Origin of the sequence: Pseudoalteromonas sp. Z9A4 (assembly GCF_011378845.1) — a bacterium.
Classification (GTDB): domain Bacteria; phylum Pseudomonadota; class Gammaproteobacteria; order Enterobacterales; family Alteromonadaceae; genus Pseudoalteromonas; species Pseudoalteromonas arctica.
Window position 1 is genome coordinate 135,415 of the sequence record NZ_WTLA01000001.1, and the last position, 26,055, is coordinate 161,469.

Genomic DNA, 26,055 nt, shown 5'->3' on the forward strand with positions numbered 1-26,055 from the left:
TAACCAAGCTATTAGCTCAAAATAAGATGATTCATTACATAGCACAGGCACTCGCATTAGGCTCTTGAGTAATAATCAAAGGTTTGCTCTTAATTACCTATCTGCAATCGTTTTAGCAAACGCTAATAATTCACGCCTTAACCATTGGTGTGCAGGCGCGTGGTGTAGTAGCGGGCTCCATATCATTTTTACCTCAATAGGCACTATTTGAAATGGTACAGGGCTGATTACTAAATCAGTATGAGAGGTTAACAATTTAGCCTGCCTGCGCGGTAGGGTGGCAATAAGTTGCTCTGATTGGCAAAGCAGGCTTGCGACCATGTAGTGGCGAGTAAAAACACGTATTTTACGGGTTTGCTCTAGTTGCCAAAGCGCTTCGTCTACCCAGCCTAATTTTTGCTTTCCCGATTTATTAGTAACAGCGGCCTCCGGCCCCCAACCTGCACGGTTTACCCAAATATGTTCTTTTTGTAAGTAGTCGTCTAACCCTGAATGTTGTAAAAATGTATTTTTAGGATGCGTTAAACAACAGTAGTTATCGCGCCAAACACTGGCCTGATGAAACGAGCGAGGGAGACCGTTAAAGCGGTTTATGGCTAAATCTATAGTGCCTTTTTCCATATCTTGTAGGTTTACGTCGCTTGGGCTCAATACATCAAAATTAATACCGGGGTTTTTACTAAGCTGCGCCGTTATAAAAGGGGCTATTAAGGTCGACTCTATATAGTCGTTTGCCATTATTCTAAACGTAACTTCAGCAGTTGCAGGGTTAAACTGCTCACTAGGCTGCGTAATAGCTTCAGCCATTTTTAATAGGGCCTCAACTTCAGGCTTTAATGAAAGTGCCTTTGCCGTTGGCGTCATAGAGCCTGCGGCACGCACCAGTAGCGGGTCGTCAAATAAATCGCGCAAACGTTTTAATGCGTTACTCATAGCCGGTTGAGTAAGAGCAAGTTTATTTGCAGCTTTGGAAACACTTTTTTCATCGATGAGTACATTTAAGTAAACTAACAAGTTGAGGTCGACGTTTCTTATATTCATATGGGCGTGTTGGCCTTTCAGGGTTGAAATTTGTTCAATGTAGGGGCGATTTAATCGCGGCGCGAGGTTTGCCACCTAGTGGGCTCGATAACTGCTCCTGCGTTATTCTACTGGCTTACATCCATGTAAGAATAAGTAAAAATCGAGCAAAGCTTCCGCGTCCTGCTCACGCCCCTTACCGACATCCATGTAGGCAACAAAGAGTTAATCGTCCCTAGAAAGAACCCTATGGGCAGTGTGTATTTGGCCTTTATGCAGCGTTAAAGTACATTTATGGGGAGTAACCACACTGCATGTACTTTGCCTTGCTTAAAAACCAAATACACGGCTGCAAAATTAACCTCGAAAGGTTAATACGCCCAATAAATGCTATTTATATACTTTATTAATTATCTAAATTAAAGCCTGCTTGCTAAGGTGTAAACCATTAATAAAAAATAACCGCCATAACTGGCATCAATATAAGTGCTGTATTTATGCAAAATAGGCTAACAAATCAATCTAATAATGCGCTACAACACGTAGTAGCCAGTAAGCTTGCACGATCTGTTTTTGCTGGATTTGAGGCGATGTTTTCGCAATTTTTAAATATTACACTGGGTGCACAAAGCCGGTTTGAGCAACAACAGTATCACAGTGTACAAAGTGCTATGCGTGAACGTTTACAGGTATATGAGCGCGAAGTAAAAAACGTGAGTGAAGCCGTGAGAGTTATTGCTTACGCTGAACTTACTTGCCCGCAAATGTGGCAATTAGCTAAAAATATTTACGGCGATATGGTACAAAATCACGAAAATAAACCCATTGCCCATACCTTTTTTAACTCAACGTTTGGGGCAATTTGGGACGATAAAAAGATTCGTACTGTGCATTTGTTTGTATTAAAAGCAAAGTATCGTAGTGAGCCACGCTCTTATGAAAGCTTAGTGAGTAGGGTATCGCTACATAATGGGTTTAATAACGCCGTTAAAACGCTTATCACTAATCAAGTATTTAGAGTGCTGTTTAGTAATTTAGAACGCGATGTAGCCACATTACAAAGTACGTTAATGCAAGGCGCTAAGCAGCAATGCAAACAGGTGTACGAACTTATAAATTTAAACGACGGTTATATTGAATACGCCAACTCATTATTTTTTAGAAACAAAGCCTGTTATTTAATTGGGCGCTGCATTGCTAAAAATGGCGACAACATGCCTTTTGCCATTGCTATTTTAAATACCGATGAGGGACTAAAGCTTGATGCTGTAATGATGGGCGCCGATCAATTAAGTTTATTATTTGGTTTTGCACGCACCTATTTTATGGTTGATACCGATAAGCCCGCTCGTTATGTAGATTACTTAAGTGTGTTAATGCCACATAAACAACGCTTTGAGTTATTTAACGCCATTGGTTTTATAAAGCACGCCAAAACTGAGTTTTATCGACACAAGGTTGATACGACTAAAAATAGTCCAGCCAACTTTAAGTATGTTACAGCAGCAGGGACGCCAGGTATGGTAATGCTGGTATTTACTATTGAAGGGCTAGATTACGTTTATAAAGTAATTAAAGACAAATTTAGTGCGCCAAAAACAGCCACCAAAGCACAAGTGAAAGAAAAGTATAACTTTGTAAAACAAGCCGATAGGGTTGGTCGTTTGGTAGACACACACGAATTTAGATATTTAGCGTTTGATTTAAGCCGTTTTAGCGATGAACTGCTTGAGCAGATGAAAAGCCAAATTGGCAGCAGCATGGTTATATCTGGCAAGGCACTTATTTTAAAGCACGTTTATGTTGAGCGTAAAATGACCCCGCTTAATTTATATATTAACCAATGCGATAACAAAACCTTAGAGAGAGTTATGCATGATTACGGTAAAGCAATTAAAGAATTAGCCGGTGCTAATATATTTCCGGGCGACATGCTAATGAAAAACTTTGGCGTAACGCGATGGGGGCGAGTGGTGTTTTACGACTTTGACGAAATTTGCCCACTAACCGATTGCAACTTTAGAGAGGTGCCACAAACCCAAAATGCACTTGAAGAGCTAAGTAGTAACTCGTATTTTGATATAGCTGAAAACGATATATTTCCGAGCCAATTTAAGGTGTTTTTTAGCGCCAACGAGATTGCGTTTAATTATTTTAATAATGAGCACAGTAACTTGTTTTTAGCGACGTTTTGGCAAGGTTGTCAGCAACAAGTACACAATGGTTATCTACCCGATGTTTATCCTTACAAACAAAGTTGGCGCTTTTGAGGTTGTTTGAATCTGTGTTCATCCCCATCTATATGTTATTACAGTTTTTAAACTTGGAGCAACAATGAAATATATTTCTCATGAAGATGGTAATCTTGCATTTAGTGAAACCGAAAAGCCGGTTTTAAAGAGCCATGAAGTACTTGTTAAAGTTGCAGCAATAGGTGTAAACCGTGCAGACAGTATGCAGCGCCAAGGTAAATACCCGGCCCCTGCGGGAGATAGCCCTATTTTAGGTTTAGAATGTGCCGGTGTTGTTAGCGATATTGGCGGTAAAGTTGATAGAGTTTGGCTTAATAAGCGTGTTTTTGCCTTGTGTTCTGGTGGCGCTTACAGTGAATATGTAGCCGTTGATGCAAAGCAGCTTATGGAATTACCCGATGATGTAACAATGGCTGAAGGCGCTGCAATAAGCGAAGTGTACCTAACAGCATTTGGCGCGTTATTTGAGCTTGGTAAATTGCAAAAAGGGCAAACAGCGCTCATTCATGCAGGTGCTAGTGGTGTGGGCGGTGCCGCAATTCAAATGGCTAAAAGCGCAGGTGCTACCGTAGTTATTACTGCCGGTACGGATGACAAATGCCAACACGCAAAAGAACTCGGTGCCGATCATGCAATTAACTACAAAACTACCGACTTTGTAGAATATATGAAAGCAAATGAGTTAACAGCAAATGCAATTGTAGATCCTGTTTCGGGGAGTTACTTAAATAAAAATGCCGCTATTGCAGCGATGGATTGCCAAATTGTAATGCTTGCATTTTTAGATGGACGTTTTGCAGAAGTTGATTTTGCCGCGCTTTTACGCAAACGTATTTCGTTTCATGCCTCAACGCTTAGAAATCGTAGTATTGAGTTTAAACGCCAAGTACGCGACGACTTTGTAGCACGCTTTTACAATGATATTGCCACTAAAAAGTACGACTTTAATTTGTATAAAACATTGCCTTGGAGCGACGCAAACGAAGCCCATGCTATTTTAGAGCGTAATGAAAACGCAGGAAAAGTGATTTTACTTGTAGAATAACCATGAAATATAACACTGAGACGTGTGTTGACGTTGTTAATGCATGGCTCAGCTAATATAATTTAGTAAATATAAAATACGTACAAAAACACACAAGGTTAAAAATGAACCCAATTATTGCAATTTTAAAAGAGCACAACGTAAGCGACGAAAAAGTAAAAGCATTGTTTGAAGCGTTTACTCAAAACCCAATGATGGCAATGGCGCTTGTTCAAGAGCTTGGTATTCCGCCAGAAAAACTACAGCAACTAATGGCAGTCGTAATGACTCAACCGCACCTTATTAAAGAAGCGACTGACGAACTTGGTTTAGATTTTGAAAAAGTAAAAGAAGCGAAAGAAAAACTAAATCAATAATTTGTTATGTGATGAAACAAAAATAAATAAAAAAGCATAAGTATTTACTTATGCTTTTTTATTTGGCTTATTCTTTTATGACTACTCTTTTGGAAGTAGTACGGTGTCGATAACATGAATTACGCCGTTGCTTGCTTTTACATCAGCTTTTACAACTTTAGCGTCATTTATCATTACGCCCATGCTGTCGGCTTTAACCATAACTGATTGGCCTTGTAATGTTTTCGCACTATCTACCTTCATTACATCGGCTGCCATCACTTTTCCAGACACTACATGATAAGTTAATATCGCCGTTAGCTTGTCTTTGTTTTCAGGCTTGAGTAGCATTTCTACAGTGCCTTCAGGCAGTTTTGAAAATGCAGCGTCTGTTGGTGCAAAAATAGTAAAGGGTCCTTTACCTTGTAGCGTTTCAACTAAACCTGCGGCTTTAACAGCGGCAACAAGAGTAGTGAACGAACCATTTTCAACGGCTACTTCAACAACATCTTTTTTCATACCATGATGATCAGCATAAGCCATTGTAGTAAATCCAAGGCTTGCAGTTGTAAACAATAATGCAGTAGTAATTTTCTTAAACATTTTATTTTCCTTTAAGTTAATACCCGTTGGTTTCATTAAATGTTACGGCGCTTTAAATTTAATCGATCAATTAAAATTAAGTAGTAAACATGTTTTGTTACATCCTTAATTGAACTGCTGCTTATTAGTAAAGTCATATAAACACTTACTCAATTAAAGACTTGTTAAATTAAAAGGATTAGGCATGAAACCAGTTTATAATTTTTGGAAAAACAATCGTTCTCTCATCGTATTTATTGCACTAATGAGCGTATTTAGAAGCGCTGTTGCCGATTGGTACGAAGTGCCTACAGGCTCAATGAAACCGACCATTAAAGAGGGTGATAGGATTCTTACTGATAAAATGGCTTACGACTTACGTATTCCTTTTACGCACATACCGCTTTTTAAATTAAGCGATCCGAAAACTGGCGATATTATCGTGTTTGACTCACAAGCTGCCGATAATCGTTTAATTAAGCGTGTAATTGGTGTGCCAGGAGATACCGTGGCGCTTGAAAATAATGAGCTCGTTATTAATGGTAAAAAGCTTAATTATGCGGATCAGCGCAGCAACATAGATTCGCTTGATAAAATTGAAGATTTAAACGGATTAGAGCATTCGATAAGAGTGGCGAATATTCCTTCGCGTTTATCGGGGTTTGACGAAATAACAATTCCTGATGATTATTATTTAGCAATGGGCGATAACCGGGATAATAGTGCAGACTCTCGTGTAATAGGTTTAATTCCGCGAGATGAGTTATTGGGAAAAGCAGAGCGCGTTATAGTATCGCTTGATTACGATAACTACTACCTACCAAGAAAAGGCAGGCTATTAACGCCATTAAAGTAAAAATATATTTAGATTAAATAGAATTTAATCAGCATCTATAGAGTATGCATCGAGTAATTCGTGCAGCTTAATTTGTTCTTCAGGAGAAAATTCTATACCAACATTTAATTTATTATCTTTCATTTGATTGTTTCTTATGAAGGATCTGATTATTACTGGTTTACTATCTAGTGGTGAAATAATGTGCACGAACACTTGTCGCCTTTTTAAAGCTAAAAATCCAGAGCTTACATGGATAACAAAGCGACAACCACTGGGAGATATATCAATTATTAATCCGTGTAACAAACTTTCGCTTTCTGAATCATAGTCTTTAGTTAAGCTTATTTTAGCTGGAATGTGAGTTCTAAGCCGACTTATTTCTCTAAGCTGTCTACTTTCAATGTTTTTAGGGTAGGCTAGATAAATCAACCTTTCTGGGCGAAAAGAAATTGCAAGTATGTTTGTAGAAAATGCTATACATTCGCCTCGTTCATCTTCAATAATATATCTAACAATTGCTCCATTACCTTCAGTAAGAACATCTTTATAATCGTTCTTACCAGCTTGAGCTGGGTACTTTAAAATTAAGTACTTACCCACATCATAACCAATAAGTGTTAGTTTAAAACGCACTTGAATAGGGTTATTTAATTGAATGTCGATCAGTTTCCCTGGCAACAAATCTAAGAAAAACTTTTTATTTTTATCAGGTAAGTTCTCCACTACATTGCCCCCTCTTCACAAGTATATGTTTCATATGGTTATTTTATCTTTGCAGTAATATCTAGCACTAATAACTTTAGCACGTTGTCTAGTTTATCTTGTTTAAATTTTTCAGGAAAGATAAATGCTATAAATTCTGAATGAATCCGCGTTATTATAACGTTTATGCCTTTTATTGAAATGGATTTATAGAAGGTGCTTTAAACTATTCGTATTTACTGGCCTTATAAAAAATTTAATTTAGTAAAAGTTGGAGACTTTTTATTCATAAAAAAGCCGCTGAATAATCAACGGCTTTCAGTTTATAAAAAGTACTAGCTTACATTACACGCATACCAGGCTCTGAGCCGTCATCTGGGTTAAGAATATAAATTTCTTTTCCGCCAGGACCTGCTGCTAATACCATGCCCTCAGACATACCAAAGCGCATTTTACGAGGCTTAAGGTTAGCGACCATAACGGTTAACTTACCTTCAAGATCCTCTGGTGCGTAAGCCGATTTAATACCCGCAAACACTTGGCGAGTTTCGCCGCCTAAATCAAGTGTTAGCTTAAGTAGTTTATCGGCGCCTTCTACGTGCTCTGCTTTAGCAATTTTAGCTACGCGCAAGTCTACTTTTGCAAAGTCATCAAATTCTATTTCGTCGCTAATCGGCTCTTTTGCAAGTGGGCTGTTAGGGTCAATAGTTACTTTTGGCGCTAAGCTTTCTTTAGATTCTTCAACCATTTTATTTACTTTATCCATTTCAACACGTTGCATTAACGGTTTAAATTTATTGATAGAGTGGCTTACTAGTGCTTTTTGAACGCTGTCCCATGCAAGGTCGTCATTTAAAAACGCTTGTACGTTGTCGGCCATTTCGGGTAGCACGGGTTTTAAGTAAGTAATTAAAACGCGGAATAAGTTAAGACCAAGAGAGCACACTTCGTGTGCTTCTTGTTGCTTAGTTTCGTCTTTAATTAATACCCAAGGTGCTGCGCCATCAATAAATTGGTTTGCTTTGTCGGCAAGCGCCATTATTTCGCGAATTGCGCGGCTGTAATCGCGGTTCTCGTAGTGTGTTGTAATGCTAGGGGCAGCCGCTTGAAATTCAGCTAACAGCTCTGGTTGCATAATAGTGCTGCTTAGCTTGCCATCAAACTTTTTAGTAATAAAGCCAGCACAACGGCTCGCTATGTTTACTACTTTACCTACTAGGTCTGAATTTACGCGCTGTGCAAAGTCTTCTAGGTTTAAATCAAGGTCAACAATACCGCTGCTTAATTTTGCTGCGTAGTAGTAACGTAAGTACTCTGGGTTTAAGTTATCTAAATAAGTACGCGCTTTAATAAACGTACCCTTTGATTTAGACATTTTTTCGCCATTTACAGTGACAAAACCATGAGCGAATACGTTAGTTGGCTTTCTAAAATTAGCACCTTCTAGCATTGCTGGCCAAAATAAGCTGTGGAAATAAATGATATCTTTACCAATAAAGTGATAAAGCTCAGCGTCTGAACCTTCAGCCCAAAATTCATCAAAGTTGATGCCTTTTTTGTCACACAGGTTTTTAAAGCTCGCCATGTAACCAATAGGTGCATCTAACCAAACGTAAAAATATTTGCCCGGTGCATTTGGAATTTCAAAACCAAAGTAAGGCGCATCACGGCTAATATCCCACTGCTGCAGGCCATCGGTAAACCATTCGTCTAGCTTGTTAGCCATTTCTTGTTGAATAGTGCCCGAGTGTAACCACTCTTTTAGCATGCCTTCAAATGCTGGCAGGTCAAAAAAGTAATGTTCAGAATCTTTAAGTACAGGCTCAGCACCCGACATTACAGAACGCGGATTAATGAGTTCGGTAGGGCTGTATGTAGCACCACACGAATCACAACTGTCGCCGTTTTGGTTTTCAGACTTACACGTTGGGCAAGTACCAGTTACAAAACGATCGGGTAAGAAAATACCTTTTTCTGGATCGAATAATTGTGAAATAGTGTGCTTTTTAATATGACCGGCATCGTTTAGGCGGTTATAAATAAGTTCGCTTAATTCTTTGTTTTCTTGGCTATGCGTACTGTGGTAGTTATCAAATTTGATATTAAAGTCAGCGAAGTCGCGTTGGCGCTCTATGCTCACTTGTTTTACCATTTCTTCAGGCGTGATCCCTTGCTTTTGCGCATTAAGCATAATTGGCGTGCCGTGGGCATCGTCTGCGCAAACATAATAAGCTTCGTGGCCCTGTAGTTTTTGAAAACGTGACCAAATATCAGTTTGAATATATTCCAATAAATGGCCTAAGTGAGTAGGGCCATTTGCATAAGGTAATGCGCTGGTAATCAGGATCTTTCGCTGCGTCATAATCATTCCGAATTGAGGATAAAACGCCGTTTTTATTATACAAACGGCAATTATCATTAATTTATCTACAAGCTATCTGCTTAGAGTGCGCACAGCTTATGGATTTTTATTAATTGACTGGTGTTAATGCCCTGAATGTTACATAATTCCGTGGCACTTTTCATCAAAGAAACGCTATTTAATTGCTATGTTTGGACTGTCGAAACTATTCTCTTCTAAATCGGTGCAAAAACAACCGATTATTACTGCCTTAGCGGCATATCGTAGTGCGGCTTTTGCCGTCGGTATTGACGAAAGCTTCATTGATACTATTACTCAAAATGACGATAAATCACTACACATTAAATTAACCCTGCCATTTGCTGGGCAATCAGAAATGCCTTTAGTTGAGCAACACGTAAGTGAAAGCTTAAATGTGCCTGTAACAATTAGCGCCAAGGTTATCATTAAAGAGGCAGCTAAGTTTAAGGTGATTAAACATATTGTGCTTATTGCCTCAGGCAAAGGCGGAGTAGGTAAGTCGACTACTGCCGTTAACTTGGCGGGCGCGCTTAAAAATGAGGGCGCAAAGGTCGGTATTTTAGACGCTGATATTTATGGCCCATCTATTCCAATGCTTTTAGGCTTGGTGGGCGCAGAGCCCGTCACTAAAGATAACAAACAGCTACAGCCTTTTGATGCAAACGGCATTAAAGCGCAATCTATTGGCTTTTTAGTCCCAAGCGATGATGCCACCGTATGGCGCGGGCCAATGGCTTCAGGCGCGCTTAGCCAATTGCTTAACGAGACTGATTGGGGCGAGCTTGATTACTTAATTGTGGATATGCCACCGGGCACTGGTGATATTCAACTTACAATGAGCCAAAAAGTACCAGCGAGCGGTACTGTTATTGTCACTACACCGCAAGACTTAGCCCTAGCCGATGCGCAAAAAGGCATTGCTATGTTTAATAAAGTAAACGTGCCAGTGCTGGGCTTAATTGAAAACATGAGTTATTACATTTGCAGCCACTGCGGTGAAGCTAACCACGTATTTGGTAAAGACGGCGCACAAAAACTGGCGCACAAGCACGGCGTACCCGTACTTAGCCATATTCCTCTTGCAATAGATATACGCGAGTATTCTGAGCAAGGAAAACTTATTGCCAACGATAACGACGCGGCAATAAGCAAAACATACAGCGCAGCAGCGAGGCTTATAGCCAGCACGCTCTATTATCAACAGCATCACAATGCAATTGAAATTGTGATTACAGAAGATTAATAAATAATGAGACTTTCAGACACACATATTAATGAATACCTAAGCGATGGTCGCATTGTTATTGAGCCTGCGCCAACAAGTGACATGATTTCAGGTGTAACTGCCGATTTGCGATTAGGTAATAAATTCAGAACTTTTAATGCACACAACGCGGCATACGTCGATTTAAGTGGTCCAAAAGATCAGCTAAATAAAGCCATGGAATCAATCATGAGTGAAGAAATAGTGCTTGATGAAGGTGAAGCATTTTTTTTACACCCAGGTGAACTTGCTCTAGCTATAACACACGAAAAAGTAACTCTGCCAGCAGACATAGTAGGGTGGTTAGATGGACGCTCATCGCTAGCACGTTTAGGTTTAATGGTGCATGTAACTGCGCACCGAATCGACCCAGGCTGGAGCGGTAATATTGTTTTAGAGTTTTACAACTCAGGTAAATTACCACTGGCGCTTCGCCCACTGATGAAAATTGGGGCTATGAGCTTTGAAATGCTATCGGGCCCGTGTGAAAACCCATACAACATCCGTAAAGATGCAAAATATAAAGATCAAAACAGTGCAGTAGCAAGTCGTATTAGTGACGATAAGTAATCACCAAATATAGACATTACTCGTCTATTTTATGAAGCGCATAACCCAGTAGTTCAAATTACTGGTTAAGCGCTTCATTTGCTTTATTAAGCGGGTGCAACAAGTTTGCTAAGTATAAAGATGAAATTTTTATACCTTTAATTCAATATTTACAATAATAGCCATTTATTTTAATAGTGAAGTGAGAATACAACGGTAATTAATGATTCTTCCCTTTGGTACTATCTATTCAAACAAATCTTTCTTTAAACGCCGTAGGGCTTAATCCGATTATCTTAATAAATACTTTGCGAAAACTGTTTACATCGTCATAGCCAATATTCAGAGCCACTCGCTCAAAACTGTGAGTGGTCGATTCTAATAGCTCACATGCCTTTTGCACTCTTATTTTTTGAATATACTGTATCGGCTTTAATGTTGTGGCATGGGTAAATTGTCGAAGAAATGTTCGCTCGCTCATACAGGCCAAAGCAGCTAGTACAGAAACATTCAGTGTTTTACTATAATTTGCTTGAATGAAATGCTGAACTAGTAATATTTGTTTATTCCCGTGATTAAGTTTTGGCGAAAAACTACCGTAATAGCGTTGTTCTCTTTTACCCGTATCAACGATAAGAAACTTTCCAAGTGTACGCATAACGTGTGGTTTTGTGAATTGAGCCACGATTTCTAGCCCTAGATCAATCCATGACATCAGCCCACCTGCGCTAATAATATCACCGTCATTAATTAGTAAACTTTCAATCTCAAGAGATACTTTGGGGAATGCCTCATGAAATTCATCAGCTAATTGCCAATGTGTTGTAGCAACACGATTATCTAATAAGCCTGTGCTGGCAAGTATGAATGTACCGGCGCAAGCAGAGCATAATATAGTCCCTTTTCGATGAGCCTCATTAAGATATTGCAACAATCTGGGTTGCGGTGTGTAGTAATAATCACCATCTAAGTTTGGTGGGAGAATAATAATATCACTTTGGCTCATCCCATCTAAATCTATATCGGGCTGAATGACCTTTACAGAGAACTGAACTTCAAGCTGGCTTTCTATAACTATTCTGTTTGCCAAAAAAAATAACTCTTTAAAGCCTTGTACTGCACTTTGTAGGGCGTTGGGGTAGTCGATAATTGTGATCTGAACATGCTTTGTCATTTTTAAACTGATTTATGGCTATTTCGCCATCGGTGTAATGAGTTGATGTTTTGCATAATAGTCTCAACAGATAACCTAAACAACATAAGAGAGATTATTATGTCTAACATAGCATTACTACTTATTGATTTACAAAACGATTATTACTCTACATTCGAAGGAGCTAAATGGCCTCTGTCTGGAACTGAAAAAGCCTCAGAAAATGCAGCAATACTACTAGCTCAATTTCGTGATAATGGTATGCCTGTAGTTCATGTTCGTCATGAGTTTCCTTCTGACGAGGCTCCGTTCTTTGTGCCTAACTCTGATGGTGCGAAAATCCATCCTACGGTTACTCCAATTGAAGGTGAGCCGGTCGTTTTAAAGCATCAAATAAATAGTTTTCGTGATACTGATTTACAAAGAGTACTAGAAGAGCTCAACGTTGAAAGGTTGATTATTGTTGGTGCTATGAGCCATATGTGTATTGATGCTGTCACTCGTGCTGCAGTAGATTTTGGCTATGAATGTCATGTAGCACATGATGCTTGTGCTACATTAGATCTTGAATTTAATGGGGTGGTAGTATCTGCACATAATGTTCATCATGCATTTATGGCTGCATTGAGCTTTGGTTATTGTAATGTTCAGAGCACAAACAAATTACTAGATTTAGTTCGCTAACCATTAGTACAGGTAATGGTTTAGCTAAGCATCACTTTATGAGCTGATTTAATCCATTTTATGAAGCGCATAACCCAGTAGTGCAAAATACTGGTTAAGCGCTTCATTTGCTTTATTAATATGCTCAACATTTGGGTATATTAAATTACTACTTTGTAAGCCCCCCACTAAAAAGCTATTTTTTATATTTGAATGCTGCTCAATACAGGCTTCAAAACAACGTGCGGCAAGCTCCTCTGGCATACTCATATAATTCATATTGTGAGCTTTATCGTGTTCTATGCATGTTTGTACAAAGTTATTAGCATCAACGCCGTGCTCATCTAAAAATACATTTTTATAAAAACTGTTCAAAGCATTATTAAGTGGGTGCGATAAATTAGGCGTGTTTGAAAGCCATAATTTTGAGGCAAAACCAAATCGTGGTTTTGCTGCAAATAAATGCTCGCTTATATGATGGTCAAACGCATGAAACCATTCGTGAGCAAGTGCACCACCGCCTGCATTTTTTGCAAGGGCAAGCGTTTGAGAAGCTGCATTATAATGCGCTTGTACACCTTTTTGACCGCCATGACCAAATGCAAAATTAAGTTTGCCACGAAGGCCAATAGCTTTGGGCGGTAAATGCAGTATTTGTGCAAGGTCGGCCAGTGCATCGTAAATTAAATTAGCGCTAATGTAGCGCTCTTCTTTAGTTACCCATTTACCAACGACCATTGACCTAAAGCCAAAGGTATCTCTTATATCGCTAAAGTCGACTTGGTCGTCAAAGCGATAGTCGGGGCCTTGGCGGGTAAAGCCACGTTTTAGCCTGTTAGGGTAGTTACGCATTGCAAGTTTCATATAGTAACGAATTTAATCTAAGTAACGTGCTTTTACGTGCTCGGGCATGTGTTGGGTTTGTTTTTGTATTAATTCATCAAGCACATTATAAAGTGGTGCAGGATTTAACTGCTCTATTAAAAACAAACTATGCGCTACGGCTTCAAGTGTGGATAGGCTGTCGGCCCTAGGGGCTTTACGAATAGCATAACGATTTTTAGGTAACTGTTTAAAACTGACCGTTTTGAATTGATTTAGCAATGTGGTGAGCTGCAAAATTTTGTAGGCTTTTTTCCATGTACCATCAACCACGATTAAATGGGTGATGTTTTTTATATTAGATTGCTCAGCGCTATCGTCTAAATTAATAGCGTTTTCGTTAGGGTAGAGCAAAACAGTTGAGCTTACGGGCAGTGATTTAAGAATAGAAAAGTCGTCATTATTTTCGCCTTTGACTATTTGGCAATCAGTTAGACACAAATTGAGTAGTTTAGCGGTATTTTTTGCTATTTTTTCTTCGCTTGGGTGCTGTAGAATAATAACCTTAACTTTGTTGTTTATATTTGTAATTGCGCTGCAAATACAGGTGTTAAGTGCAAAGTTACAATGATTACAAAGTGTGCGTGCCATTTAATAAACTTTTTGTTGCCAGTATGATCCTCGCAATTATACATTTATGAGGTAATTAAGTTGGTTTTTTTTACGCATCAATATAAAGTAGTACTATTAAACTGTAATTTACATGGATTGTTTTAAGGGCTTAAAATATGACAGAAATAAATATTGATACATCAGCATTAGAGAGTATGGAATCGTTATTGGGTGAGCAGTTTGCTGATACACTTGATTTTTGCTGCTCGGAGTTTGAGCGTTTAGGCTCTGAAGTTTTAGCAACCATTGGAAAAGACAGAGAAGCGGCGATTCGTCATTCTCATAGCTTAAAATCTAACGCTGCTCAGTTTGGTGCTTCAAGCCTTGCTGAAGTATCTCGCGTTATTGAACAAAATTTAAACCTAGATAACTTAGCTGAAGCCATCGACGCATCTAATAGCTTAATGGCTCAAGTAACAGGCTCTCAAGCTAAGCTAAATGAATGGTTAGCATCTCGTTAATTATTGAAACTGAAACGTGAATTTATTTCAGTACTAAGTCATCAAATACACTGGCATTTTGCGCCTTTACTAGGTTAGTCTAAAGACTCACTAGTCGAGGTAAAAATGTCTGATATTAAAAAGAGTCACAAATTAGAAGGTGTATGTTATGACATTCGTGGGCCGGTTTTAGCGCAAGCTAAAAAAATGGAAGACGAAGGTCAAAAAGTATTAAAATTGAATATAGGTAATCCGGCTGCTTTTGGTTTTGATATGCCAGAAGATATGCACCGCGATATTATTCGTAACTTATATTCAGCCCAAGGTTACTGTGACTCTAAAGGCCTCTATTCAGCTCGCGTGGCTATTTATCAACACTACCAACAACGTGGATTACATAATTTAGATGTAGATAACATTTATATTGGTAATGGCGTAAGCGAACTTATTCAGATGATCACCCAAGCGCTATTAAATAATGGTGACGAAGTGCTTATTCCTGCTCCAGATTATCCACTTTGGACTGCTTCGGTCACGTTATCGGGTGGTAATCCGGTACATTATTTATGTGATGAAGAGCAAGATTGGTTTCCGGACATTGCCGATATAAAAAGTAAAATCACGTCTAAAACTAAAGCTCTGGTATTAATTAATCCTAATAATCCTACGGGTGCGGTTTACAGTGATGATTTGTTAATGCAATTAATTGATATAGCGCGTGAACATAAACTGCTGTTATTGAGCGATGAAATTTACGAAAAGATTTTATACGATGGTATAACGCATACTTCAATCGGCTCACTTTGCGACGATGTGCCTATTATTACTTTTAATGGTTTAGCTAAAACCTACCGTGCAGCGGGGCTGAGAATGGGGTGGATGGTTCTAAGCGGTCGTACCTCGGTAATGGATGATTTACGCAAAGGCCTAGAAATACTTTCATCTATGCGTTTGTGCGCCAATGTACCTGCACAGTATGCGATTCAACAGGCTTTGGGCGGCGTGCAATCAATTGATAGTCTAATAAACCCGGGTGGGCGCTTGTATGAGCAGCGTGATATTGCATGGCGCGGATTAAATGATATTGAAGGCATTAGTTGTAAAAAACCTAAAGGCGCACTCTATGCGTTTGCCAAAGTAGATACAGCACTTTTTAACATCAAAGATGATGAAAAGATGATGTACGATTTGCTAAAAGCCGAAAAAATATTACTTGTACATGGCAGGGCGTTTAATTGGCCAGATCCTGATCATTTTAGGTTGGTCTTTTTACCAAACAAAGATGATTTGTCGGATGCGATGATAAAAATGAAACGCTTTTTTAAAGATTACCGCCAAGTTTAATTTAAAAATAAATAAACAAAAAACGAGCCAGTTTAGGCTCGTTTTTGTTTTAAACGTCAATAGACATAACTATTTAATACGCGCTATCTACCCGAACAGTGTTGTCGGTTAAGTATACTAATCTTACGTTGTCACCTTTGCTAAAACGCATTGATTGGTCTTGATCTTGAACGACCATAAATTGATCTCCATTTTCAACTTGTATCAACAACTCTACAAAATGACTTTGTTCGTAATGACTTTTTTTCTGACTATTATGCGCTACGTTACCACCTATTATAGAACCAAGTATGGTGGCAACAGTGCGTCCGCTTCCGCCACCAAACTGATTACCTACAACACCGCCCAGTAATGCGCCGCCAAAGGTTTTCCAGCCGTTGTTTTTGTCTTGAATGATTTCTTGTTCGGTAATATTGCGTACCGATTTTACATCACCAAATAAAACTTGCTGAACAGGCACTGCTTTGTTGCGCTCGTATTTAGCAAATGTAGGTGCGCTAATTGTAAGTAATACGCACATTAATACAGTAATTGCTTTCATAACTTGCTCCTTTTATACCAACCTGCATAAATCTTTGATCAATTTAACGAATTAAATTGCGCTATAACGTCGTTAAAAATTTTTTATTTAGAACAACTAAATACAAAAATTTTTGCCTAGTACTAGCGTAATTTTCTTAACGTTAAATAGACCCCATATATAAGCTGATTGGTATTAGCTACCAGCCAAAGGTTGATTTTTCTTTAGTTTTACGAATTTCAGTTTCGTCTGCCCACTCAACTAGGCCGCTTTCCATATCCATTAAACGCATTGTAAATTTGTAGTATACGTCTGATTTATCGGCATTTGATTTAACGATGCTTGATAAGTTTCCGTATAACATATATTGCGCACCAATTTGTTTACCAAATGCAACGGCTGTTGCAGGGTTAACAAGAGCATCTTCATTTTGAAACGTTAATTGCTCACGTACTGACTCAACACGGGTCATATCTACAAAACGGAACTTACCGCTGCGTAGCATTTGTGTTGAGATTGAATCGGTGATTGATTCTGTATCAATGTGCTCGCTGGTTTTATTTTTAATACGTTCAACAAATACTACAGGGCGTTTATTAACGGTCATTGTGCCAACAACAGGTGAGCTGAGTAATGAGTCGGTCATTTGGCTCGCTACTTTTTGTAAGTCGGTAGAACCAAAATTAATATCTGTTGTTTCTACTGCTTGTGCATCGCCATAACTTACTACGGCTTTATTAGCACAGCCACTTAATACTAAAGCGCTCAAGCCAACTAAAGCGTAAGTTGATGCTGTTTTAAATTTGTTACTGATGATCATGGTTGTTTCCTTTAATCTTTAAATTCTTGTGATTCGGTAGACACTTCTCTTACTGCTAAAGAAAAGGTAACCGCATCAGAGCTAGGTGCTAAGCCCGGTAATTGTGTTTTTGCAAAACCAAATAAGGTGAGTGCTTGCCAAGGTGAATGATTGCCTTTAATAACAAAGCCGTCTTTATCAAACCAATTAAATTGATACTGCAAATACTGTGATTTTTTATACTGGCTCGAAAGTGTCACTACTACATCGGTTAACTGGTTGGTTTGACGTGTTTTAACATCAGTAATGGCCAGCTTTTTACCGAGCTCTGGGTTATCTACACGTAATTGCTCATTAAACTGATTTTTATTTTGTTCAACAGAAATACCCGATGTAACCGGTTTGCTGGAACATGCACTGAGCATTAAGACTGCTAATAATGGCGCTATGTATTTCATGATGGCTCCTAAAGTTGAACTACGTGGTAATTAAAGTAGTTATTAACGGAGGTTAAGTAAATTAACGTTAACCCTTGCTTACTAACGGTAAAATTTATAGGTGCTTGTGTGCCTATATGCAGAGAATGCTCACCTGTATTTAGGCTTTGCCTTGCAACACTTATTTGATTTGGAAGTGTAAGCCAGCTACGTGTATCAGCTTGCTCAGACGCCAAATTATAAATATTAGCAAGTATGTTGCCTACATCACCGGCACTGCGAGCAAGTTCTGCACGCACTTTCTCTTTAGCTACTAATCTAAGTACTTGGCGAGCTACTTTTGCAGGTATTTGATCTTCTAATGTTTTTGCTGCAAGTGCTTCAATGTGTACTAATGGGCTCAGCTCTAAGCTTTGTGCATCTATGCTTATATTATTAAGGCGGCGTACATAGGCATTATCTTTATATACTGGCATTGCAAGGCTGTAAAAGCGTGCATCGCCGCGTGATGAATAAATTGGTAAGCGCAGTTTAAATTCATCTTGTTTTGGTACTAAGCCTTGTTCAAATAAAACAATTACTTCGCCTTGTGTTGCAGAAATTGTGGGTGCATCACTAAAACGTTTTTTCAATTCGCTTAGGTCTTGGTCAAACCCTTGTTTTTTAGCAAGGCGCATTACGTCCTGCTGTAAATAAATATTGTTAGGTTGTATAGCCAGTGCTTTTTTATAATCAATATAAGCATCATCATACTGTTTAGCACTTTGGTAAAGCAAAGCAGATAAATAAAATGTGTAGGCATTTTGAAAGCCATTTTTCACGTCTCTGGTCACATTGCCCATGCTAGGGTAGTGCTGTTGCGCTTCCTTAACTGTTGAGTCGCCATCTGTTTTATTTTCGCTTAGTGCATCAACTTGTACTTTATTAGCGCGGCGAATTTCGACCAAAGCGCCTTCTACATCATTTTTATATACGTAGTTAAGTGCTTTATAACTATGAAGCATACTCATTTCGTAAGCCGGTGGCACATAAGTTATGGCTGAGTCGTTAGTAAATAACGCATTGCTTTGCTCAAGCCCCGCACTTACTTGTATTTTGGCGGCTTCACGTTTTTTTTGCATTTGCGTATACACGTTCTCAAATTTACTTTGTGCCTCTTGTGGCGTATTGGCTAAGTCGTTTAAGCGAGCTTGCTCAAGTTGGTTGAGTAAGTAGCTGCTGTGCATGGTGCTATTATCGGCAATAAGGGATTGCGCTTCTTCGATATTGTTTTTCTCGATCGCATTTCTTATTGGTGTCATTTGCGTGGCATAGTCATTAAATAGGTCATTAAAGCCCATTGTGCTACACCCACTTAAAATACAACAAAAGCTTAAAATTATACTTAGGCGCACTGCGCACTCCTCTCAATTTACCTGCATACATTAACATACTATTTTTGGCTAAATGTGTGAAATATTGTAAAAAATCGTAGAGTAAAACTGCCTGCTAATAAAGAAATATAAAATGACATTGGTGAACAAAGTGTGAATTTTTCTTGTTGAGTAACAATAGTGAAATGCTTAAGGTACTTTATTGGTCTTATTGAATACAATGATCCCTAAAGCGTAACGATAAATGAATTTTTTAAATGAAGTAATTGCTACTCATTAAGTCGTATATGAAAAATACTAAAAGGATATCTTTTGTTGTAGACACCGTATTTTGCAAATGCGGCTAAGATTTGAGTATAAATGATCTAATTTATTAAAACTAAATACTCTCTTTGCACAGTTATACCAATCCTGTTTAAATGTGCTGCTCATTTAGCGGTTTTATAGGCGCTTATGACAATGTTTTTAGCTTAGTAGGTTAATTAATTGAAATAACGCTGTAATTTGTTTTTATTGCTAAGGAATTTTTTTGAAAGCTACGTTGTACACAATCATTGCTTTAATTGCGTTTGCTGCAAACTCTCTTTTTTGCAGAATGGCTTTAGCCGAAGGCTATATAGATGCTTGGAACTTTACAGTTATTCGCTTACTCAGTGGTGCTGCGTGTTTGGGCATTATAATGGCTATTTATACCCATAACTTAAAGCGTAAAGGTGCATTTAACTCTGCAATTTTAAGCGATAAAGGAAGCTGGCGAAGCAGTATAAGCCTATTAGTTTATGCACTTTGTTTTTCGATTGCATACGTAGAGCTGGATACAGGCACCGGTGCACTGATTTTGTTTTCAGCCGTGCAACTCACTATGATTGGCTGGGGTATATATCAAAAAGAGCAGTTGAGTGTGCTTCAGTGGTGCGCGTTTATAGTGGCGCTAGGTGGGTTTGTATATTTAATGCTGCCATCTGCTGCTGTACCTTCATTATTAGGTGCATCACTTATGGCACTCAGTGGTGTGGCATGGGGTATTTACAGTATTCGCGGTAAAGTGTGCGTATCGCCACTACGTACTACGGGGTTTAACTTTATAAGAAGCTTAGTGGCTATCCCTGTTTTATTACTTGTTGGTATGAGTTATTTAAAAAATATGAGTATTGAAGGGGTTTTGCTTGCATGTGCCTCGGGTGCGATAGCGTCTGGAATTGGTTACAGTGTTTGGTATGTGGCTATGCCACTGCTTAAAAGTACCCAAGCTGCTGTTGTGCAGCTTTGTGTACCTGTACTTGCAGCCGTTGCCGGGGTCTTGTTTTTATCAGAGCAGGTAACAATGGAATTTATAGTAGCAAGCTCGTTAATATTAGGCGCTGTGCTGGTATTTATTTTAAATAAAAAGAAGGTTTAATATCATTTAAGTTAACCTTCTTTTTAAGGGGGACTCACGTTTGTTACAAAGCGTGTATAAATAGCGGGTAAGTTATCAAGTATTGCCTGCTTACCCTGTAGTTCACTGTTTTTTATGCATTCAAAAAGTACTTGCTCGCTAAGCTTATTCACTAATAATTGCGATCGCTTAATATGGCTTATATGCCAAAGCTCAGGTGCTACGCCGCCTAAATCATGCTGGTAAGGGCGATAAAAGCCAAATTTATCTAAGTTAGTATCAAGCCAATTACTTAAAGGCGCAAACGGCCCACCTAGCAGGTATTCATCAGGTGTTAGCTGTAGTTTATAATCATCACTTACCGCAGCTTTATCAAACACATCTAAATCGGTGCCTAAATGGTGCCTGCTTGCCCCAGGTAATGCAGAGTAGAGCATTATTGCTATGCATTTATCTACATCATTTAATTTAGTTAAATCTACAACCTTTTGCTGTTTATTATAAACAGGTCGAATACCTAAAAACTTATTATTCCAAATAATTGATTGACGATTAAAGTCGCGAAAACTTGAGGCAATAGTAAGCTCAAATCCTGCTTTTTGTGCTGCACTTTGCAGCGCTAAAAAGTCGTTAATAATAGCGCTGTGCAAGCGATGATTTTGTATATCAGTTAAATGTGTATCACTTTGCCCTGTGATACACATCATTGGTGTTGGTTTAGTTACATCCATTATGCTAAAAGTTGCTCTAATATTTGCTCGTAAATGTCGGTAAGGGCTATTAAATCATCGGTACTTACGCATTCATCTACTTTATGAATAGTGGCGTTACGTGGGCCAAGTTCAATTACTTTAGCGCCTGTTTGTGCAATAAAGCGACCGTCAGATGTGCCGCCGGTAGTTTCTAGATTCGTGGTTAAACCGGTTACTGATTTAATTGCGTTAACTGTGGCATCAACAAGCGGGCCGTGCTCGGTAATAAAAGGTAAGCCATTTACTATCCAGCTTAATTCATAATTTAAGTTATGCTTTTGTAGAATGTCATTTACACGCTGTTGTAATTGCTCATGCGTTACTTGCGTGCTAAATCTAAAGTTAAACTGTACTTCTAGATCACCCGGGATCACGTTACCAGCACCTGTGCCGCCATTAATATTCGAAATTTGAAAGCTGGTAGCAGGGAAGTATTCATTTCCGTTATCCCACACCGTTTGGCTAAGTTCAGTAAGGGCAGGCGTTGCTAGATGAATTGGGTTTTGTGCTAAATGTGGGTAGGCGACATGACCTTGTACGCCTTTAACCGTTAGGTAAGCGGTAAGTGAACCTCTGCGGCCATTTTTAACAACATCACCTAATACATCTCGTGATGAGGGTTCGCCTACTAGGCACATATCAATTTTTTCACCACGGGCTTCTAGTGTATCTATTACACGTGTTGTGCCGTTTATAAACGGTCCTTCTTCGTCAGAAGTGATTAAAAAAGAAATCGAGCCTTTATGATCTGGATGTTTAGTAACAAAACGCTCTGTTGCTACAAGCATTGCGGCTAATGAGCCTTTCATATCGGCAGCGCCACGCCCGTGCAGTAGGCCATCTTTTATTAATCCTGAAAACGGCGGGTGTTGCCAATTTTTTTCAGGGCCTGTTGGTACAACGTCGGTGTGACCTGCAAAACAAAAGTGCGGCGATTGTGTGCCTTTTCGAGCCCAAGTATTAAGTGTGTCGGTAAAAAATAATGATTCTATATTAAAACCAACTGCAGCAAGGCGATCGTTCATCATTTGTTGGCAGCCAGCATCTTCGGGCGTTACCGATTCACGTTGGATTAGCGCTTGGGCGAGTTGAATTACGTCATTAGTCATTATTTAAAAATCTCGTCGTATTGGGCTGCTTTAAAACCTAAATGGTAACTGCCATTGTTTACCAGTACTGGACGTTTGATCATGGCAGGTTGTTCAACCAACAATGGGATAGCACTTTCTTTAGTTAGGCTTTGTTTTTGCTCATCAGTTAATGCGCGATAAGTTGTTCCACGTTTATTAACGAGTTGTTCCCAATCGAGCTTGTCTGCAAAATCACTCACCATTTGCTCATTTACACCATCTTTGCGGTAGTCATGAAACGTAAATTCGATGTTGTTATCAGTTAAATGTTTTTTAGCTTTTTTTATCGTATCGCAGTTGCTAATGCCGTATAGAGTGATCATAAATCTAGTTCTTCTTAATAATAGTTAATAGTGTGTCTTCACCCGCATTTACATGCGAATGCGAGTAATGAAATGTGCCAAGGTTATGGCCGTTTAGTAAAATTAAACTAGCAAGCATTGGAGTATCAAGTTCTCGTAAATCAAAATAAGCAAGGCGTTGACCTTTGCATATTTTGCTACCATTGAGTTGCGCAATATGGGTATGCGTAATTGATTGCGAATCAAAAATAGTTAAGTTAATCAAGATTTTTAGACCATTATTAGCTTGTAGAATAAACTCAGTACCTGCATTTTTTACTTGTAATAAAGTTCCATCAAACGGTGCTAAAATTTTATGACTTGTTAGTTGCACCATAATACCAGGGCCCAGAGTGCCAAAACGAAAAAAAGGTTCTGGGTGCTCATTCAGTTCAATTACTTTACCTGTAAATGGGCTGGTAATATTTATTGCATTAAGAGGCGTTTTATTTTGAGCTAAATAGTCAATTTTTTGAGCTTTCATAAGTTAATTTACCACCACGTTATAACCCTCTTTTTTTAAAGCGGAAATAGCATTTTCTGCAGTGTGTTTTTTTATGAGAATATAATCAGTATCGTAGGTTGAGATTGAAAAGATAGAAATTTTAGCGCGCGCTAATACCCCTGAAATATTAGCCATAATTCCGGTTAACGAAAAGCCAAGTGGACCTACAACCTCTAAAGCTTGCCAGTCGGGTTCGGTATCCAGGCTTTTTACTTCAAAATCGCTTGGGCATACAATTGAAAGTTCATCATGAGTTTTAGAAATAAAAAACAAAGATTGCTTTAAAAGTGCCGCAGGTATGTCGGCATCTACATCTAAACTGTGTATAGATAAAATGGTGCTGTGTAATTGTAATGTTTGTTTTGACATTAAAAGCCTGCGAACAGCAATATTGATAGCTTTATAGTATAGATTATTGGCTTTAAATTAAAGGTGTAACAACGACTAACTCAGCAGTAAATAAGTAGATAAAAGAAGGGAGTAAAAACTTACCCACAATTTCTGTGGATAAGTATGGGGGTTGCAGGGTATAAATAACCTAACTAGTTAATTATTAAATAAATAATAGCTAGGCTATAAAAAGCACACGTTACGTTTAATGAGTAATTAGCGCTTCTGTTTGAGCTGCCTGAATGGCAGTTAAGGCGATTGTATACACAATATCATCAACTAATGCACCACGGCTTAAATCGTTTACAGGTTTACGCATACCTTGCAGCATAGGGCCAATACTTATCAAGTCGGCACTACGTTGTACTGCTTTATACGTGGTATTACCCGTATTTAAATCTGGGAATATAAATACGGTCGCTTTACCGGCTACAGGGCTGTTAGGTGCTTTTTTAAGTGCTACGTTTTCCATTATAGCGGCATCGTATTGTAGTGGGCCGTCGATAATTAGATCAGGACGTTTTTGTTTTGCTATTTTTGTGGCTTCACGTACTTTTTCAACATCGGCACCTGTACCAGACGTACCCGTGCTGTAGCTGATCATGGCAACACGCGGCTCTATGCCAAATGCAGCTGCAGAGTCGGCAGATTGAATCGCTATGTCTGCGAGTTGTTCAGCATTAGGGTCTGGGTTAATCGCACAGTCACCGTAAACTAATACTTGGTCAGGCAGTAGCATAAAAAATACAGATGATACTAGTGATGACCCTGGTGCTGTTCTAATCAATTGCAGTGGTGGGCGAATTGTATTTGCCGTAGTGTTTACTGCGCCCGATACTAAACCGTCTACTTTACCTTGCTCAAGCATCATTGTACCGAGTACGACGTTATCTTGTAGTTGCTCTTGTGCTACTACGGCAGTTAGGCCTTTGCTTTTACGAATTTCGACCATAGGCGCAATATAATCATTAATAATGCTTTGAGGCTCGATAATACCTACATGTTCGTTTAGCTCAATACCTTGCTGCTGTGCAATACGCATTATTTCTTCGCGATCGCCTAGTAATATAGTTTTAGCAATTCCGCGTTGACCACAAATAGCAGCCGCTTTAATTGTACGAGGTTCATTACCTTCTGGTAGAACCACGGTTTTACCTGCTTTACGCGCTTTAGTGGTAAGTAAGTAACGAAATGCGGGTGGTGATAACTTACGAGTTTTACCTACACTTTTAGCTAGAGTATCTAGCCAGCTTGAATTGATATGCTCTGCGTTGTGATCTTTTACTTTTTCAATACGTTGGTCATCATCATTTGGTACTTCCATATTAAAGTTATGCAGTAGTAATGATGTACGCCACGTGTCTGCATCGGTTGCGAGTATTGGCAAACCGGTTTTCATGGCTTGCTCACACAAGGCCATAATACGTGGCTCTGGCTCAAAACCACCGGTGAGTAATATAGCGCCAAGTTTAGTGCCGTTCATAGCAGATAAGCACGCAGCAACAAGTATGTCAGAGCGATCGCCCGGTGTTACTAATAAAGCGCCTGGCGTAAAATAATTTAAAATATTTGAAACCGTACGAGCACAAAAAGTAATACGGCGCAGACGACGATGAAGCATATCGCCTTCGTTAATAATCGTGGCTTTTAAGTATGCGCTTAAGTCTTTTACGCGCGGCGCTACTAAGTCAAAATCCCACGGGATTGCACCAAGTAACATAAACGGATTTTTTTTAAAAATAGGTAGGGATGCTAAACGATTTAACTCGTTTTCAAGCTCTTCAGGTTTATAGGCATCGACTAAATCGGCGCGTGCACGACCTTCTTCATCAAGTGGCGCATTTACTTTATTAAAAATACAGCCCAGTACGCGAGGATGATCGATACCACCGTAGTTACCTGCTGCAATTTCAAGGCGGTCTTCTATTTGAGTAATGGTGTAATTACCTGGAGTAAGTACAAATACAATTTCGGCGCCGAGGGTTTGCGCAATTTCGCGGTTTACACGCCCAGCATAAGGTTGGCGACGAGTAGGTACCATACCTTCAATAATAGCGACTTCGTCGTCGTTTATTTTACTTTCAAAGCGTTCAACAATTTCCTCTAGTAGGTCATCACCTTTACCGTCGCCAATCATTTGCTCAGCATAATCAAGTGCAAAAGGCATTGGTGGGTTAATAGGTGAGCCTTGAGTAACTATTTGCGTTGATTTTTCAGGGCCTGTTTCACCAGAACGAGGCTGAGCTATTGGTTTAAAAAAGTTAACTTTAACTGTTTTTTGTTCAAGTGCACGCACTAAACCAACTGATACCGACGTTAAACCCACACCGGTAGAAACAGGAATTAACATAATACGACGTGCCATA

The 26,055-nt window shown here is 39.0% G+C and carries 27 protein-coding genes; 10 read left to right on the forward strand and 17 right to left on the reverse strand.

Annotation, left to right across the window (positions count from 1 at the left end; all coding sequences use genetic code 11):
• Positions 1-93: 93 nt before the first annotated feature.
• Positions 94-1,041, reverse strand: a complete 948-nt coding sequence (locus tag GQR54_RS00595) for a LysR family transcriptional regulator (protein ID WP_166376221.1) — start codon at positions 1,039-1,041, stop codon at positions 94-96.
• A 476-nt stretch (positions 1,042-1,517) separates the two neighbouring features.
• Between GQR54_RS00595 and aceK the strand changes: the two genes are divergently transcribed.
• From aceK to GQR54_RS00610, 3 genes are all read left to right on the forward strand, one after another.
• Complete coding sequence (gene aceK / locus GQR54_RS00600) at positions 1,518-3,290, forward strand: bifunctional isocitrate dehydrogenase kinase/phosphatase (protein ID WP_166376222.1); 1,773 nt, start codon at positions 1,518-1,520, stop codon at positions 3,288-3,290.
• A gap of 64 nt (positions 3,291-3,354) precedes the next feature.
• Positions 3,355-4,317 carry a zinc-binding dehydrogenase gene (locus GQR54_RS00605; protein WP_166376223.1) on the forward strand — a complete coding sequence of 321 codons (963 nt, stop codon included), beginning with the start codon at positions 3,355-3,357 and terminating at the stop codon, positions 4,315-4,317.
• A 104-nt stretch (positions 4,318-4,421) separates the two neighbouring features.
• Complete coding sequence (locus GQR54_RS00610) at positions 4,422-4,673, forward strand: DUF2999 family protein (protein WP_008131476.1); 252 nt, start codon at positions 4,422-4,424, stop codon at positions 4,671-4,673.
• A gap of 81 nt (positions 4,674-4,754) precedes the next feature.
• On the opposite strand, the gene GQR54_RS00615 is transcribed toward GQR54_RS00610, so the two are convergent.
• Entirely contained in the window at positions 4,755-5,255 is a 501-nt protein-coding gene (locus tag GQR54_RS00615; RefSeq protein WP_166376224.1) for a fasciclin domain-containing protein, read from the reverse strand.
• Positions 5,256-5,439: 184 nt separating this feature from the next.
• Here GQR54_RS00615 and lepB point away from each other — a divergent pair, with 184 nt between their 5' ends.
• Entirely contained in the window at positions 5,440-6,090 is a 651-nt protein-coding gene (lepB, locus tag GQR54_RS00620; RefSeq protein WP_166376225.1) for a signal peptidase I, read from the forward strand.
• A 24-nt stretch (positions 6,091-6,114) separates the two neighbouring features.
• On the opposite strand, the gene GQR54_RS00625 is transcribed toward lepB, so the two are convergent.
• Together GQR54_RS00625 and metG are read right to left on the reverse strand one after the other, a co-directional pair.
• On the reverse strand, positions 6,115-6,795 hold the full coding sequence (locus GQR54_RS00625) for a flagellar brake protein (RefSeq protein ID WP_166376226.1): 681 nt from the start codon (positions 6,793-6,795) through the stop codon (positions 6,115-6,117).
• A gap of 319 nt (positions 6,796-7,114) precedes the next feature.
• A complete protein-coding gene (gene metG / locus GQR54_RS00630) occupies positions 7,115-9,136 on the reverse strand; it encodes a methionine--tRNA ligase (protein WP_166376227.1) in 2,022 nt (673 codons plus the stop codon).
• Positions 9,137-9,323: 187 nt separating this feature from the next.
• Between metG and apbC the strand changes: the two genes are divergently transcribed.
• A complete protein-coding gene (gene apbC, locus GQR54_RS00635; RefSeq protein ID WP_166376228.1) occupies positions 9,324-10,400 on the forward strand; it encodes an iron-sulfur cluster carrier protein ApbC in 1,077 nt (358 codons plus the stop codon).
• Between the two features lie 6 nt (positions 10,401-10,406).
• Positions 10,407-10,991, forward strand: a complete 585-nt coding sequence (dcd, locus tag GQR54_RS00640) for a dCTP deaminase (RefSeq protein WP_007582539.1) — start codon at positions 10,407-10,409, stop codon at positions 10,989-10,991.
• 229 nt (positions 10,992-11,220) lie between these two features.
• Here dcd and GQR54_RS00645 read toward each other — a convergent pair whose 3' ends face one another.
• Positions 11,221-12,144: a helix-turn-helix domain-containing protein gene (locus GQR54_RS00645; protein ID WP_166376229.1), complete on the reverse strand. Its 924-nt coding sequence runs from the start codon at positions 12,142-12,144 to the stop codon at positions 11,221-11,223.
• 99 nt (positions 12,145-12,243) lie between these two features.
• Between GQR54_RS00645 and GQR54_RS00650 the strand changes: the two genes are divergently transcribed.
• The gene (locus GQR54_RS00650; protein WP_010554235.1) at positions 12,244-12,807 is read left to right on the forward strand and encodes a cysteine hydrolase family protein; all 564 of its coding nucleotides are present in this window, start codon (positions 12,244-12,246) and stop codon (positions 12,805-12,807) included.
• 48 nt (positions 12,808-12,855) lie between these two features.
• Here the strand turns inward: GQR54_RS00650 and GQR54_RS00655 are convergent, their stop codons facing one another.
• Together GQR54_RS00655 and GQR54_RS00660 are read right to left on the reverse strand one after the other, a co-directional pair.
• Entirely contained in the window at positions 12,856-13,638 is a 783-nt protein-coding gene (locus GQR54_RS00655) for a CLCA_X family protein (protein WP_166376349.1), read from the reverse strand.
• 24 nt (positions 13,639-13,662) lie between these two features.
• Complete coding sequence (locus tag GQR54_RS00660) at positions 13,663-14,259, reverse strand: tRNA-uridine aminocarboxypropyltransferase (RefSeq protein WP_024590433.1); 597 nt, start codon at positions 14,257-14,259, stop codon at positions 13,663-13,665.
• A 137-nt stretch (positions 14,260-14,396) separates the two neighbouring features.
• Between GQR54_RS00660 and GQR54_RS00665 the strand changes: the two genes are divergently transcribed.
• On the forward strand, positions 14,397-14,741 hold the full coding sequence (locus GQR54_RS00665) for an Hpt domain-containing protein (RefSeq protein WP_007582543.1): 345 nt from the start codon (positions 14,397-14,399) through the stop codon (positions 14,739-14,741).
• A gap of 105 nt (positions 14,742-14,846) precedes the next feature.
• Positions 14,847-16,064: a pyridoxal phosphate-dependent aminotransferase gene (locus tag GQR54_RS00670; protein ID WP_166376230.1), complete on the forward strand. Its 1,218-nt coding sequence runs from the start codon at positions 14,847-14,849 to the stop codon at positions 16,062-16,064.
• Between the two features lie 73 nt (positions 16,065-16,137).
• Here GQR54_RS00670 and GQR54_RS00675 read toward each other — a convergent pair whose 3' ends face one another.
• The 4 genes from GQR54_RS00675 to GQR54_RS00690 all read right to left on the reverse strand — a co-directional run bounded on the left by GQR54_RS00675 (position 16,138) and on the right by GQR54_RS00690 (position 19,214).
• The gene (locus GQR54_RS00675; RefSeq protein ID WP_166376231.1) at positions 16,138-16,605 is read right to left on the reverse strand and encodes a glycine zipper 2TM domain-containing protein; all 468 of its coding nucleotides are present in this window, start codon (positions 16,603-16,605) and stop codon (positions 16,138-16,140) included.
• Between the two features lie 178 nt (positions 16,606-16,783).
• Complete coding sequence (lpoB, locus tag GQR54_RS00680) at positions 16,784-17,404, reverse strand: penicillin-binding protein activator LpoB (protein WP_166376232.1); 621 nt, start codon at positions 17,402-17,404, stop codon at positions 16,784-16,786.
• An 11-nt stretch (positions 17,405-17,415) separates the two neighbouring features.
• Positions 17,416-17,841, reverse strand: a complete 426-nt coding sequence (locus GQR54_RS00685) for a YcfL family protein (RefSeq protein ID WP_007582549.1) — start codon at positions 17,839-17,841, stop codon at positions 17,416-17,418.
• A gap of 8 nt (positions 17,842-17,849) precedes the next feature.
• Positions 17,850-19,214, reverse strand: a complete 1,365-nt coding sequence (locus tag GQR54_RS00690) for an adenine DNA methylase (protein WP_166376233.1) — start codon at positions 19,212-19,214, stop codon at positions 17,850-17,852.
• Positions 19,215-19,722: 508 nt separating this feature from the next.
• Here GQR54_RS00690 and GQR54_RS00695 point away from each other — a divergent pair.
• On the forward strand, positions 19,723-20,592 hold the full coding sequence (locus GQR54_RS00695) for a DMT family transporter (protein ID WP_166376234.1): 870 nt from the start codon (positions 19,723-19,725) through the stop codon (positions 20,590-20,592).
• A gap of 23 nt (positions 20,593-20,615) precedes the next feature.
• Here GQR54_RS00695 and GQR54_RS00700 read toward each other — a convergent pair whose 3' ends face one another.
• The 6 genes from GQR54_RS00700 to pta all read right to left on the reverse strand — a co-directional run bounded on the left by GQR54_RS00700 (position 20,616) and on the right by pta (position 26,054).
• A complete protein-coding gene (locus GQR54_RS00700; RefSeq protein ID WP_166376235.1) occupies positions 20,616-21,302 on the reverse strand; it encodes a M15 family metallopeptidase in 687 nt (228 codons plus the stop codon).
• Positions 21,302-22,432 (reverse strand): succinyl-diaminopimelate desuccinylase, encoded by a 1,131-nt coding sequence (gene dapE, locus GQR54_RS00705; protein ID WP_166376236.1) that lies wholly within the window; start codon positions 22,430-22,432, stop codon positions 21,302-21,304. Before dapE ends, GQR54_RS00700 begins: the two co-directional genes overlap by 1 nt.
• On the reverse strand, positions 22,432-22,776 hold the full coding sequence (locus tag GQR54_RS00710) for an ArsC family reductase (RefSeq protein WP_024590441.1): 345 nt from the start codon (positions 22,774-22,776) through the stop codon (positions 22,432-22,434). The genes dapE and GQR54_RS00710 overlap by 1 nt, the downstream gene beginning before the upstream one ends.
• Before the next feature lie 4 nt (positions 22,777-22,780).
• Positions 22,781-23,278, reverse strand: coding sequence for a PTS glucose transporter subunit IIA (locus GQR54_RS00715; protein ID WP_166376237.1), 498 nt, complete (start codon positions 23,276-23,278; stop codon positions 22,781-22,783).
• A gap of 3 nt (positions 23,279-23,281) precedes the next feature.
• A complete protein-coding gene (locus GQR54_RS00720) occupies positions 23,282-23,668 on the reverse strand; it encodes an ACT domain-containing protein (RefSeq protein ID WP_007582563.1) in 387 nt (128 codons plus the stop codon).
• Positions 23,669-23,894: 226 nt separating this feature from the next.
• On the reverse strand, positions 23,895-26,054 hold the full coding sequence (gene pta / locus GQR54_RS00725) for a phosphate acetyltransferase (protein ID WP_166376238.1): 2,160 nt from the start codon (positions 26,052-26,054) through the stop codon (positions 23,895-23,897).
• Between the last annotated feature and the right edge of the window lies 1 nt (position 26,055).